The 13,686-nt window shown below is 62.6% G+C and carries 8 protein-coding genes; 5 read left to right on the forward strand and 3 right to left on the reverse strand.

Going from position 1 to position 13,686, the window contains the following annotated elements:
- Both HMPREF2944_RS09150 and HMPREF2944_RS04270 read right to left on the reverse strand, forming a co-directional pair.
- Nucleotides 1-115 (reverse strand): glycosyltransferase (locus HMPREF2944_RS09150; protein WP_141755740.1); only part of this gene is annotated, 115 nt, incomplete at its 3' end.
- Between the two features lie 32 nt (nucleotides 116-147).
- A complete protein-coding gene (locus tag HMPREF2944_RS04270) occupies nucleotides 148-1,134 on the reverse strand; it encodes a glycosyltransferase family 2 protein (protein ID WP_070680824.1) in 987 nt (328 codons plus the stop codon).
- Nucleotides 1,135-1,359: 225 nt separating this feature from the next.
- Here HMPREF2944_RS04270 and HMPREF2944_RS04275 point away from each other — a divergent pair, with 225 nt between their 5' ends.
- On the forward strand, nucleotides 1,360-2,652 hold the full coding sequence (locus HMPREF2944_RS04275; RefSeq protein WP_070680827.1) for an MFS transporter: 1,293 nt from the start codon (nucleotides 1,360-1,362) through the stop codon (nucleotides 2,650-2,652).
- A 90-nt stretch (nucleotides 2,653-2,742) separates the two neighbouring features.
- Here the strand turns inward: HMPREF2944_RS04275 and HMPREF2944_RS04280 are convergent, their stop codons facing one another.
- The gene (locus tag HMPREF2944_RS04280) at nucleotides 2,743-3,666 is read right to left on the reverse strand and encodes a shikimate dehydrogenase (protein WP_070680830.1); all 924 of its coding nucleotides are present in this window, start codon (nucleotides 3,664-3,666) and stop codon (nucleotides 2,743-2,745) included.
- A gap of 314 nt (nucleotides 3,667-3,980) precedes the next feature.
- On the opposite strand from HMPREF2944_RS04280, the gene HMPREF2944_RS04285 reads away from it, so the two are divergent.
- The 4 genes from HMPREF2944_RS04285 to HMPREF2944_RS04300 form a co-directional block, all read left to right on the forward strand.
- A complete protein-coding gene (locus HMPREF2944_RS04285) occupies nucleotides 3,981-8,852 on the forward strand; it encodes an NAD-glutamate dehydrogenase (RefSeq protein WP_070680833.1) in 4,872 nt (1,623 codons plus the stop codon).
- 508 nt (nucleotides 8,853-9,360) lie between these two features.
- Nucleotides 9,361-10,716 (forward strand): hypothetical protein, encoded by a 1,356-nt coding sequence (locus HMPREF2944_RS04290; RefSeq protein WP_070680836.1) that lies wholly within the window; start codon nucleotides 9,361-9,363, stop codon nucleotides 10,714-10,716.
- A gap of 89 nt (nucleotides 10,717-10,805) precedes the next feature.
- Nucleotides 10,806-12,524 (forward strand): GT4 family glycosyltransferase PelF, encoded by a 1,719-nt coding sequence (pelF, locus tag HMPREF2944_RS04295; RefSeq protein ID WP_049344572.1) that lies wholly within the window; start codon nucleotides 10,806-10,808, stop codon nucleotides 12,522-12,524.
- Nucleotides 12,511-13,686: putative glycoside hydrolase family 15 protein (locus HMPREF2944_RS04300; protein WP_070680839.1), on the forward strand; the 1,176-nt coding region annotated here is incomplete at its 3' end. The genes pelF and HMPREF2944_RS04300, both read left to right, overlap by 14 nt.

Here is a 13,686-nt window from a genome sequence, read left to right on the forward strand (position 1 = left end):
CCAGCAGCTCAAAGTCGGGGTCGGTCTGCGCCAGCACCGACTCAATCGCCGCGACCACGGTGGAGGCGGTGTTGTAGACCGGCATGATAATGCTCGTGCGAGGGGTGGAAGACATGTGTATAAAACCTTGAGAGAGTTGCGGAGGACTTACATGCCGTAGGCGCGTCGAACGTACACGCCGTACAGGGTGCGGTACAGGGCCGGAGAAAGCTTCAACAGCAGGCTCGCCGCACCCATCACGGGGCTCGAAAGCAGGGCCTGGCCGACCCATTCCCACCTAATCTGGCGGCGACATTCACGAATTACCGCGGCGGAGTCGGCGCTATCGCTCATGAGCGCCTGCTGGGCGTTGTTGAGGTAGGTGACGGCCGAGGAGGTGTTGAGGGCGCGGCGTCCTTCCTTCGTGGAGAGCAGCTCGGCACCGGCCTGGCGCATGTAGCGGGTGTGGCGAATACTTTCCTCCACCGGGGTGACGCGGCCCCAGGTCAGGCCTTCGGCACCCATGTAGTACACGTAGAGGCAATCCGGAATCACCTCGAGAGTCTTGGCCTGCATGAGGCACTGGAAGACGGCGAGGGCGTCCTCCGCGCGGTGAATATCGGTCGCGAAGCGCACCGACGAGAAGAGCGAGGCGCGGAAAATCTTGTCGGGTGTGAAACCCGTGAAGCGGTCCTGCAGGTAGTTAATCGCAATATCGCGGCCCGTGTAGGTGCCGGGGGAGTTCTGCGGGCGGTCCAGGGGGGAGCCATCCGCCCGGTGGATGGTGTGACCGCAGGTTGCCACGTCCGCGCCGGTTCGCGCCGCCGCGGCGTGCAGGCGTTCCAGGAACTCGGGACGGTACGTGTCGTCGGAGTCGATGAAAGCAATCCACTCGCCGCGAGCCTCGTCCAGGCCCTGGTTGCGTGCCGCGGAAACGCCGGCGTTCTGTTCGTTGTCGAACAGGCGGATGCGGGGATCGGGGTTACCCTCCAGGAACTCGCGAATTACCCGGGAGGAGTGATCCGGGGAGCCGTCAATCACCACCAGCAGCTCAAAGTCGGGGTCGGTCTGCGCCAGAACGGATTCAATTGCGGCGACGACGCTATCAGCCGTGTTGTAGACCGGCATGATGATGCTGGTGCGCGGTGATGACATGGTACCCCTTTGGAGCATTGATGACGGAATTACATATAGATACATCATACGGGGGCTAGGAGCATCTGACCCCTATTCCAGCTTCACACTCTCTTCATACTCTGGGAACTTAGGTAACCCTATGGAAAACGCATGGGGTGCTTCCTACACTGGAAGGGCACATTAATGACCGAGGGGTTGCCCACCCCGCACCACCCGCCAGGTGTACCACCGAAGGAGCCGCGCATGAGCCGACGCACCGACGCGCCCGCCCGATCACCACGACGAGCTGCCCTCGCCAGCTGGATAGGCTCCGCCCTCGAATACTACGACTTCGCCGTCTACGGCACCGCTGCCGCAATCGTGCTCAACCGCATCTTCTTCTCCGAGGACACCGCCGCCATCGGCATTCTCAAGTCCATGGTCGTTGTGGGTGTCGCCTACGTCGTGCGTCCCTTCGGCGCTATGATCGTCGGCCCCCTCGGTGACCGTTACGGCCGCCGATTCGTCCTGATGCTCACGCTCTTCCTGATGGGTAGCGCGACCTTTGCCATCGGCTGCCTGCCGACCTATAGCCAGGCGGGTATTCTTGCACCCATCCTGCTGGTGGCCTGCCGTATGCTTCAGGGCCTTTCCGCCGCCGGCGAGCAGGCAAGCTCCATCTCCATTTCTTTGGAGCACGCCCACGAGCACCAGCGCGCCTTCACCACCAGCTGGACCCTGCAGGGCACCCAGTTCGGATCTCTGCTGGCGACCGCCGTGTTCATCCCCTTCGCGGCCCTGCCGGATGAGCACCTGCTCACCTGGGGCTGGCGCGTGCCCTTCTGGCTCTCCGCCTTCGTGGTGGTGACCGCATGGCTGATTCGCCGCACCCTCTCTGAGCCGCCCGCCTACCTGCAGCGCGAGAAGCTCACCGAGTCCCCGCTCGTGCTGGTCTTCAAGCACCACAAGCGTGCCGTGCTCACCATTGCCGTGTGCGCCATGGTTAACACCGTGAACATGGTCTTCACGACTTTCGCGCTGTCCTTCGCCACCAAGGGTTACGGCCTCGACCGAAGCACCATGCTGCTGGTGCCGGTCGCCTCGAATACTCTCGGTCTGGTTGCGATTCCGCTCGCCGCCATGCTGGCCGATAGGATTGGTCGCAAGCCCGTGTTCATCACCGGCGCGGTGGCCTCTTCCCTGGTGATGTTCCCGTACCTCGGCGCGATTACCGAGGGTAACTGGGTGGGCATCTTTGTCTACGGCGTGCTCATGCACGGCGCGCTCTACTCCATGGCGAACGGCGTGTGGCCCGCCTTCTATGCGGAGATGTTCCCGACCCGCGTGCGTGTGACCGGCCTGGCGCTCGGAACCCAGATTGGCTTCGCAATTTCTGGAGGCGTTGCCCCCGCCGTGGCGACGAGCCTCGCCGGCGCCGACCTGCATAACGCGGTGCTGCCCGCCGTGTTTACGGTCGCCATGTGCGTGCTCGTGGCGCTGGGCGCGCTGACCGCTCGCGAGGGCTACAAGAAGTCCCTGGCCGAGCTGGATGCATAGCCCACGCAATATATTCTGTATATAGAATAAATACGGGTGGGGTTGGATAGTTAGCTATCCAGCCCCACCTGTATTCTATGCTCTGGCGTTTCAGGCGTTAGTTACCCCCTGCTGAGCCGCAATCAGCGCCTCAAAATGTGCCGCCATACGCTCAGCGTTCGGTTCCAGTCCGGTGAAGAGGCGGAATGCATCCACCGCCTGACCCACCGCCATGTAGCCGCCCGTCAGCACCTCGCACCCGGCGGCACGCGCCGCGCACACCAGCTGCGTCTCTTGCGGCAGGTAGATGACGTCCGCGACCCACAGGCCCTCATGCAACACCCCGGCGTCCAGTGCCGACTCGCTCAGCGGCATGCCCGGATGCACGTGCATGCCCACCGGGGTCGCATTCACCAGACCCTGAGCCTCCAGTAGAGCTTCAATCAAGCGCTCATCGTCGGTCAGCACCTCGATTTGAGTCTGCGGGAAGAGCCCGCCCAGCTGCTCCGCCAGCCCCTGAGCCTTCGCCGCGTCACGCTCGAAGAGGCTCAAGCGGCGCACCCCCAGGCGGCACAGGGCGTACGCCGTGGCGCTACCGGCACCGCCGGCACCCAGCTGCACCACGTGCTCCAGGCGCGCCGGGTCCTCCGCCACCTGCGGCAGGCCGCGCTTCAGCCCCGCAATGAATCCCGAATAGTCCGTGTTGTCCCCGTAGAACGTGCCGTCCTCGCGAATCACCACGCAATTGACCGCGCCCAGGGCGCGCGCCGCATCCGAAAGTTCGTGCAGGTGCTCCATGACGGACTGCTTGCACGGGTGCGTGATGTTGAAAGCGTTAAAGCCGAGCAGTGCCGCCGCATCCAGGAGCGCCGGTGCGGAGGCGCCGTCCAGGTTCAGAGCGTCCAGGTCGACGGGGCGGTACAGGTAGCGCACCCCGTGCGCGTCGGCCTCGGCCTCGTGCATGGGCGGGGTGAGGGAAGAGGTGATGCCATCGCCGATGAGGCCCACCAGGAAAGATTCAGTACGCAAACTCATGGTTTCACTCTACGAGTCGGCGCCGGGGGAAGGGAACCGGGGGCCGAACAAATTCAACGGGTAACCCCGTCGAGCCGCCCCGTCGAGCCGTCGGGCGAGGGGGCAGAGGTGCGGAGCGAGTATTTTTCGATAAGATTTTGGGCCCGTCGAGCGAATATGGCGAATATATCTGACATCTTCACCGTAAGGGTATAAGCTGGATATAACCCATTTGGGTGGTGCCGTCCGCGCGACCCGCGTGGAGTTGCACAGACACCGTCACAGTGAAGTGATACCTACCTTCGGAGGATAGATTGTCAACGACTGACAAGGCTATGGCACGCTTCGCTGGCGCCGATGCATGGATCGAGCAGTATTTTCTGAACAGTCCTGACGATGAGCGTGAAGAATTCACCCCGGCAGAATTAGAGGATTTGGCTCGCACCCATCGTGCGCTAGCTGAAATCCGCGCCCCCAAGACGCCCGTCGTTGCCGCGCGCAATGATGACTACAACACCACGCTGTACGTCGCCACGGACGACATGCCCCATATCGTAAGCTCCCTGACCGCCTACCTTTCGGCGCATTTCGGTGGATTCCTCGCGATTTTCCACCCCATCTTCCTTGCCGAACGCAATACGGATGGCAAGCTCATCAGCCTGCGCGGCACCGGCACCCGAGCCAACCTGGCCAGCGGCGACACCGCCGCCGTCGGTATGCCCTCCCTGCAGCTTTCCGAGGGCGCTCCCGAGGGGTCCACGGTCACCATTGAATCCTGGATTGCGATTCGCCTGACCCGCTACCTGAACGAAGACGACCTGCGCCTGCTGGAGCACGATGTGCGTCGCATGCTCGCCGATGTGCGCGCCTGCTACACCGACCTGGAGGGCATGGTCACCACGGTCTTTGATATCTCCCAGGCCATGTACGAGCTGCGCGGCGCCACTCTCGGCCACGGCGAGGAATCCTACGCCGCCAACCCGCGCGGTGTGGAGCCCGCCTCCCGCGTGGAGGTGGCACAGGACTTCCTGCGCTGGCTCACCCGAGGCAACTTCGTGTTCATGGGCGTTAAGGAGCGCGTGCTTGACGGCACCTCCGGCGCTATCGCCCTGGTGGACCGCCCCGGTTCGGCGCTCGGCATCCTGCGTTCGACCGAGGGCAAGAGCCGCATCCCGCTTTCCGGCGACACCCTGGACCGAGCTCTCTTCCCCCGCCCCGTGTACATCACGAAGGCTAACTCCCGTTCCACGGTGGCCCGCAACGACTACCTGGACTACATTGGTGTGCGCCGCTTCGATATGAGCGGCCGCGTCATCGGTGAGTACGTGATTCTGGGCCTGTTTACCCGGCAGGCCTACTCGCTACCCGCCATCGAGACTCCCCTGGTGCGTGAGCGAATCGCCATGGTGCGCCGCCGCCTGGGTTACCACCCCGGTTCCTACTCTGATAAGGCCCTGCTCGGGGCGCTGGAAGATTACCCGCGCTTGGAGCTGCTGCAGGCCTCGGTCAACGAGCTGACCGAGACGTTCAGCGGCATCATGGGCCTGGAGGAGCGCCGCAAGACCCGTCTCTTCCTGCGCGCGGATCGATTTAATCGGTTCATTACCGCCGTGGTGTACCTGCCCCGCGATCACTACAACACTGACGTGCGGTACCGCATCGAGCGGGTGTTCCGACAGGAATTTGATTTGAGTGCCATCGACTACGAGGTGTACCTGTCCTCCTCGTCGCTGGCCCGCCTATTCTTCCGTATTCGGCTCACCAACCCCAACGATGTGCCGACCACGGATCATCAAGCTCTCGAAAAGCAGATGCAGCAGGTCACTCGCTCCTGGGTGGAATCCACCGCAGCTGCCATTGAGGCATGGAAACCCGGTGCGGAAGGCCGCCGACTCGCGTCAGCCTGGGCCGACGCAAGCAGCGCAGCTTACCGAGCCGATTACACAGTAGAACAAGCAATCGAGGATATCGTGATTCTTGAATCTCTCTCGGGCAAGAAGCCCGCCGCAATCAAGGTTGAAGCCGGCGAAGCCAACACTACCCGACTGAAGACCTACCTGTCCGCACCTCACACTCTCACCGAGCTCCTGCCGGTGATGCAGAACATGGGCCTGGTCGTTGTGGATCAGAAGCCCTACGAGTTCAAGCCTGAGGACGGCGAAGAGTACGGCTACCTCTACGACTTCGGGGTCGAGTTCCCCGAGGGCGTGGACCCCAACGCCGTCGCATCCCTCTACGAGGACGCCCTGAACGCCTACCTGCTCGGTGAGCGCGAGTCCGATACTCTGGACCGCCTGATTCTCTCCGAGGGCCTCACCTGGCAGGATGTACGCCTGTTCCGCGCCCTGAACCACTACCTGATTCAGCTGGGCCTGGGCTACACCCCCTCGTTCATGTCGAACACCCTGCTCGCTAACCCCGGCATCACCAAGCACCTGGTGGAGTTCTTCAACGTCAGCTTCGACCCGAACAACGGCCTGAACGACGAGCAGCGCAACGCACGCCGCGAAGAGATTGAGGTGGCCCTGGTTGAGGAACTGAACAAGATTCCCACCCTGGACGCCGACCGTTACCTGCGCTCCCTGAGCAAGGTTATTCGCGCCATCCTGCGCACCAACGCCTACCTGGGCCGCGAGGCATTCGCCATCAAGGTTGCACCGCAGCAGATTGACTTCGCACCCCTGCCCCGCCCCAAGTTCGAGATTTTCGTATACTCCCCGCGCGTCGAGGGCGTCCACCTGCGCTTCGGCGACGTCGCACGAGGCGGCCTGCGCTGGTCCGACCGCCGCGACGACTTCCGCACCGAGGTTCTGGGCCTGGTCAAGGCTCAGATGGTGAAGAACGCTGTCATCATCCCCACCGGCGCAAAGGGCGGTTTCTACCCCAAGCAGCTGCCCGACCCCGCTGTGGATCGCGACGCCTGGATCACCGAGGGCCGCGAGTCCTACAAGGTCTTCATCCGCTCCCTGCTGGATGTCACCGATAACCTTGAGGTTGGCACCGACGGCTCCGAGACCGTCGTTCGCCCCGAGGGCGTCATCGCACGCGACGAGAACGACTACTACCTGGTGGTCGCAGCGGACAAGGGTACCGCCGCATTCTCCGACACCGCGAACGCTATCAGCCTCGAGCGCGGCTTCTGGCTGGGCGACGCCTTCGCATCCGGCGGCTCCGTCGGTTACGACCACAAGGCAATGGGCATCACCGCACGCGGTGCCTGGGAGTCCGTCAAGCGTCACTTCGCCGAGCTCGGCCACGACGCTCAGACCGAAGAGTTCACCGCCGTCGGTATCGGCGACATGTCCGGTGACGTGTTCGGTAACGGTCTGCTCCGTTCCAAGGCAACCCGCCTGGTCGCAGCGTTCGACCACCGCGACATCTTCCTGGACCCGAACCCGGACGCAGCCGTCTCCTTCGAGGAGCGTCAGCGCCTGTACAACCTGCCCCGTTCCTCCTGGCAGGACTACAACCGCGAGCTGATTTCTGCCGGTGGTGGCGTGTACTCCCGCGGCCTGAAGTCCATCGAAATCACCCCCGAGGTGCGCGAGGTTCTGGACCTGGACGAGTCCGTCACCGAGCTCGCACCGACCGAGCTGATTTCCGCCATCCTCAAGGCACCGGTCGACCTGATTTACAACGGCGGTATCGGTACCTACGTGAAGGCCTCCACCGAGACCAACGCACAGGTAGGCGACAAGGCTAACGACGCCCTGCGCGTCAACGGCAAGGATCTGCGCGCCAAGATTGTGGGCGAGGGCGGTAACCTCGGCTTCACCCAGCTGGGCCGCATCGAGGCCGCACGTAACGGCGTCATCCTCAACACCGACGCTATCGACAACTCTGCAGGTGTGGAGACCAGTGACCGCGAGGTCAACATCAAGATTCTGGTGGACCGCCTCGTGGCTCGCGGTGAGCTCTCCAGCGAGGAGCGCGCCTCCTTCATCGAGTCCCTGCAGGACGAGGTTGGCGGCAAGGTCCTCGAGACCAACGTCAACCAGAACGTACTGCTGCAGGGCGAGTTCCACGGTTCCTTCCTGGGCACCAACCTGTACAAGCGCCTTATGCACGACCTGGAGGAGCACGCCGGCCTGAACCGCGCCGTCGAGTTCCTACCCACCGACGAGGAGCTGGACGAGCGCCTGGAGACCACCGGTGACCGCCTGACCCGCCCCGAGCTGGCTGTCCTGGCTGCGTACGTGAAGATTTACCTCACCCACGCCCTGGAGCAGACCGACTTCGCGGACGACCCCTACCTGGAGGGCGTGCTGCGTAGCTACTTCCCGGCAGCACTCGTCGAGCGCTTCGGCCAGCACCTGGACTCGCACCCGCTGCGTAAGGAAATCATCTGCACCCGCGTGGCCAACGAGCTGGTCAACATCGGTGGCATCACCTTCGCGTACCGCATCATGGAGGAGTTCAACGTCGGTATCGACTCCGTCGCCCGCGCCTTCATTGTGGCCCGCGAGCTCTTCGAGCTCGGCACCGCCGCTAAGCTGCACAGCGAGCTGTCCCCGAAGACCCCGCTGGACGCATGGTTCACCGTGCTGCGCGACAACCAGCGCGTGCTGGATCGCGCGGTCCGCTGGTTCATCACCGAGCGTGGCGTGGTTGCCGGCGCAACCATCTCCGAGCTGCTCGAGAACTTCGGTTCCGTCGTCGAGATGCGTCGCAACCTGCCCGAGTACCTCTCCGGCATCTCTCGCGCTCGCGTCCGTGCAAAGCGCGACGCAGGCGAGGCATGGGGCCTGCCCGAGGAGCTCATTGTCATCTGGATCCGCGGCTTCGAGGGCTACGCCCTGCTGGACGTGATTCGTTCGGCCGCCGACCACGACTTCGAGGCAACCTCGCTGGCACCGGTCTACTTCGCCACCTACGACCGCTTCAAGGTGGACGAGCTGCTCGGCCTCATCACCGAGCTGCCCCGTAGCGACCGCTGGGAGATTCTGGCACGCCAGGCAATGCGCGGTGGCCTCTACGAGACCGCCGCAGAGCTGGCACTGTCCGTGGCTGAGGGTGCGAAGGGTGACTTCTCCACCGTGGACGGTGCACAGCAGGCTCTGGCCAGCTGGATTGAGGAGCACCCGACCCGCGTGGGTAACATCGACCGCATCCTCGACGAGATTGCTGAGGCAGCTCCGGATGCAACCGGTCACCCGCGACTGGCTGTGGTCTCCGTGGCCCTGCGCACCCTCGCTAGCGCATCCTAAACGCGAGGCGGTAGCCGCGCCGTACCGTCGCACAGCGGTGAATGCGGTACGGTAACCGTACATTGAGCATCCCGGCTTCCTCCTGCTGGAGGGGCCGGGATGCCTTGCATATGCACCTAACGGCATATAAACATGAGAGCAAAATGTGTTCCAAATCGCCTAAAATTCAAGTCGAGCTTGAATAAAAGTTCAACATTTTGCTTGACGCGTACAGTATATTGATGACGGCGGCATCGTTGCGTGCGCAAGCTCCGCGCTAAATTAGGCGTAGGGGAGGGGCTACACACGCGATGTCTTGGATGCTTGCCCGGCCAAATAACCCCCTCGGGTGGATGAGGCTGATCCGGCATGCATTGACGGTACGAATCCGATGGCCCACCTGGCCGCCGCGAGGGGTGCCATCTCTGTACGACATAACGCACGACACCATCACTCACTCAACGTTAATCTCCGGCCCGTTTGCGGGCCGGGCTCGCATACTCTCTATTTCGACTGAAAGTCTTCAACGTTGTCCACCAACCACGGTAGCGAGGAACAGCGCGCTAGCGCGTGGCGCCTCCTCATTAACTTTCTGCTATACGTTTCCCCGGTCGCGCTGCTGACCACTGTCTTCCCCATCGTCACGCCCACCATCAACAGGTACAACTTGGGTGGCGTGCCCCTGATTCAGGTGATTCTGGCTGCATCCATCACCGTGCCCTGGCTTAGCCAGGCCGCCTGTCTGCCGCTCTATCGAGCCATTCAGATGGAGCATAAGAAGATTGCGGATGCCCGCGAAACCCTGCGCATCCAGGCTGAGACGCTCGAGAATCAGCTCAAGCGTGCCGAGGCGAAGGCTACCCGCGAGCGTCTGAATGAACCCCAGTTTCAGGACATTACCGACCTGGCCGCGTTCAGCCGCAACTGGATTTACCTCTTCTTCGTGACCATGCCGCTGGTGTTGCTTTTCGCAATTCCGGTTGCCCTCGTACTGAAGTGGAACGCGACTGCCGTCGGTGCCTTCTTCGTACTCGGCGTGCTCAACATTGCCTTCGCGCAGCTGCTGGTCATCCCCAACCTCGCGAAGAACCGCGTTATCTGGTTCATCGCCTGGCTCGGCTACACCCTGGCCCTGTACTTCTTCCCCATCATCTGGTTCCTGCCGCCGCTCGTTGGCTCGCTTATCCTGCTGATTGGCCTGGGTAAGAACTTTGTGCACCTCTTCCGCTTTGCGCATATTCCGCTCAAGGACGTCGCAAAGGATGCTCTGCGTGGCTTCCTGACCGGCTCCATCATCTGGGCCGATAAGTACATGCTCTTCCTGGCCACCTCCGGTGAGATTAACGTCGTGGCCATTTACATGAGCCTGATTCCCGCCGTGATCGCTTACAACTACTTCTTCGTGGTAGAGGCCGATCGCGTCAACGACGCAATTCAGTACCTGTGGACCGTGTTCGAGCGCCTGCCCTACAACCGCGTTCGCGAAGAGGCTCATAAGGCCACCCGTGCCTCCGACCGTTCGATTCGCAACTCGCTACTCATCTACATCGGTAGCGGCATCATTACCGGCATCCTGATGTTCATCTTCATGCCGGATTCCTTCCCGCTGGCGCTGATGGGTCTGGTCGTCGCGTTCCTCTTCGTGGCCGTCGCCCTGCTCATCTACCAGATTGAGTACATGACCATGTTCAAGACCGTGCAGGTGCTCTCCGCGGCGCACCTCATTCTGCTCATGATCTGCTTCGCAATCCTGCCGAACGAGACCGGATACCTGCCCATCATTGTGGGCGAGGCAGTCCTTGCGTACGCCTGCTACCGGGTGTACCGTCAGGCTTGGCAATCACCCGAATACTCTCTCTTCTGGCGCCGCGCACTCGCCTGGTAACGCCTGCCCGCACGCCGGGTCCGCAGACATCGTTCTGCGGGCCCGGCCAAGAACACACCACGTAGCACGGCCCGTGAAAGACACAACCAATGACTGAACAGATGTACCGAAACCACTATGCTCCTCTGCAGCTTCCGGAGCCCGGAGAGCACTACACCGATCCCGAGTACCCGGATGTCGATGTCGCCATCATCATGGAGTCCACCTACCCCTACCTCAAGGGTGGCGTCTCCGCGGTGGTGCACGATATCGTCTCTGAGAACCCCGACCTCTCCTTCGGCATTATCCACATCGCGTGGGATAAGAACTCGCCGCACGAGGATCTCTACGGCATGCCCAAGAACGTCAAGTGGGTTAAGGTGATTTACCTGAGCCTCGACGTCAACCGTGCTGCCTTCGCCGCCGAATGTGACCCCGATAGCTTGCACATGAAGATGCCGCAGCGTCGAGAGCTGGCTGATCGACTCATCCAGGGCTTCAACGCGCTCATTGCCGGCGACGTCAACCCCCTCTGGAAGCTCTACGACGAGGGCATCAACCCCGCCACCCGCACCTACAACCTCTTTGGGCTCTTCGGTACCCGCGAGTTCATGCAGGTTATCGCCAACCTCGGGTTCTTCAGCGAGGTTCCCTTCGGCGAGCTCTTCTGGAAGGTACGCGACTTCGTTTCCATCCTCTTTGCGCTGCTGCACGAGCGGATGCCCCATGCCCGCGTGTACCACGCCCACACCACCGGCTACGCGGCTCTCATCGCTGCCGCTGCCGCCCGTGACCACGGCACCAGCTTCCTGCTGACCGAGCACAACCTGTACATTCGCGACACCATCAACACCAAGCTCGAGCGCAACATGGCGAAGCCGATTACCACCGACTACGCTTTCCTCGCTGAGGAGCGTGAGCACCCGGGCCTGGGCCCCATCACCCTTGACGAGCGAGCCTGGTCCGTCTGGTTCCTGGAGATGGGTCGCTTCTGCTACCCGAGCGCCGATATGGCCACCTACCTGTACCCCAAGGCACTGGAGGAGGCGCGCGGCATCGGTGCGCCCATCGACCAGATGAACGAGGGCGAAAAGGACCGTGCGATCATCCTGCCCAACGGCATGCTCATCGAGTCCGTGGCTGAAGCCTACTACGCCCGCCAGGCGGCCCGTGCACGCATCCTCGCCGAGGGCCGCGGCCACGTGTGGCGCTTCGTGTTCATCGCCCGCGTGGTGCCCATTAAGGGCCTGACCGACCTGATTCGATCCCTCGCGGTGCTGCGCGACCAGGGCCTCGTGAACTTCCACCTGGATGTGCTCGGCCCCAAGGACCACCTGCCCGAGTACTACGAGCTGTGCCTGCGCACCATCGAAGAGCTCAACATGGGCGAGTACATCACCTTCCACGGCACCGTGAACGTGCGTGCGATGCTCGACCGCTTCGACCTGCTGCTTATGCCCAGCTACAATGAGGGTCAGCCGATTGTGGCGCTCGAGGCGATGGCTGCGTCCATCCCGCTGGTCAGCACCGACGTGGGCGGTATGTCCCAGCTCATCGACGATGTGCTGGTCGCCCCCGACGGCCACGAAATCGGTAACTGCGGTATCTTGACCATCCCCGGCGATATTCACGGCTTCGCGGCGGCGCTGCGCACCCTCATGGAGGAGCCCAGCATCTACGAACGCTACTGTGTGAACGCCTACGACCGCATCGTCAGCTTCTTCCAGCTGCGACTGGTCATGGACCGCTACAACACGATCTACCGCGAGCTGGGTAAGATGCCTCCGCGCGACCCCGAGTTCTCCCCGGAGTACGATGGCGACGAGTAAGTTCGAACGACTCGGTGGCCCGGGAAAGTTTGGTGCCTGGGTTCGCTACGGCGGAAAACCCATCACCCAGCAGCAGCTCGACTTTGCGGTCAAGAATTACTCCGTGGCGATTCTGCAGCCCTGGGAGCTGGAGGCTGCCCGCTACCTCAAGAAGCACGCCCCGCAGATGGTGGTCCTGGCCTATAAGTGCCTGTCCTCCACCCGCTCCTACGAGCCGGGTCCCATCTACTCCTCGGGTCTGTCTTTCGCGCAGGCCGTCTCGCTGGCGAATTCCGGTAAGGATTTCTTTGCGCATCGCCTCAACGGCGACCGCATCGAGTGGAAGGGCTATTCCAAGCACTATCAGATGCAGGTGTGGAACCCCGGCTACCGCTGGTACTGGGTAGATTCAGTGGTACGCGAGATGCGTGACTCGCCCTTCGACGGCGTTATGGGCGATAACGACGTGGAGAACGACTACTACGGCCTGAATCTGCCCATTCAGGGCGTGCCGTCCATGACTACGATTCGTGAGGGCCTGGACCGCCTGGTGGCTTCTGCCGGCGCCGAACTAAATGGCATCGGCAAGATTCTGGTGCCCAATATTGCCGAGTCGCGCCTGCGCTGGGGCAAGTGGGAACGCCACAGTGCCTACGGCGGCGGTTTCGAGGAGGTGTGGCTTGGCTGGGGCCCGAACGATTACCTGGCTTCGCCCTACGCCGTGATGCAGGGCCGCGATATTGCGCGCGGTTCCGGTGGCGACGTGTCGCTCGGGGTGTACCTCACCGGCCTGAAGCGTGGTGCCTCCACGCAGAAGAAGGTGACGATTCTGCGCACCCCCCTGAGCGACCGGAAGTCGCCCCTGACCGGCACGGACGAGAACTTCCTCTACGGCCTGGCCGGCTTCTGGGTCTTTGGTGGGGGAGCCTTCACCGGCATTAGTGCGACCCACCATGACGCCTACGACGAGATTCCGCACGCCCCCGAGCTCACCTTTGATCTGGGGGATGCCGCGGGCGGCATCGTGGTTCAGGGAACGGTTCAGACCCGCACCTTTACGCGCGGCTGGGCTGCTCTGAACACCGGCTCGAAGGATGTGACCGTGAAGGTTCCCTCTAATCTGGTGGATGCGGCAAACCGCCCGGTGCCCTCGAGCTTCACGCTGCGGGCGCATCAGGGTGTG

The organism is Rothia sp. HMSC072E10, from assembly GCF_001813965.1.
GTDB lineage: Bacteria > Actinomycetota > Actinomycetes > Actinomycetales > Micrococcaceae > Rothia > Rothia mucilaginosa_A.

Coding starts and splice junctions, on each gene's coding strand:
- HMPREF2944_RS04280 (WP_070680830.1), bottom strand. CDS start 3,666: ATGAGTTTGCGTACTGAATCTTTCCTGGTGGGCCTCATCGGCGATGGC.
- HMPREF2944_RS04270 (WP_070680824.1), bottom strand. CDS start 1,134: ATGTCATCACCGCGCACCAGCATCATCATGCCGGTCTACAACACGGCT.
- pelF (WP_049344572.1), top strand. CDS start 10,806: ATGACTGAACAGATGTACCGAAACCACTATGCTCCTCTGCAGCTTCCG.
- HMPREF2944_RS04275 (WP_070680827.1), top strand. CDS start 1,360: ATGAGCCGACGCACCGACGCGCCCGCCCGATCACCACGACGAGCTGCC.
- HMPREF2944_RS04285 (WP_070680833.1), top strand. CDS start 3,981: ATGGCACGCTTCGCTGGCGCCGATGCATGGATCGAGCAGTATTTTCTG.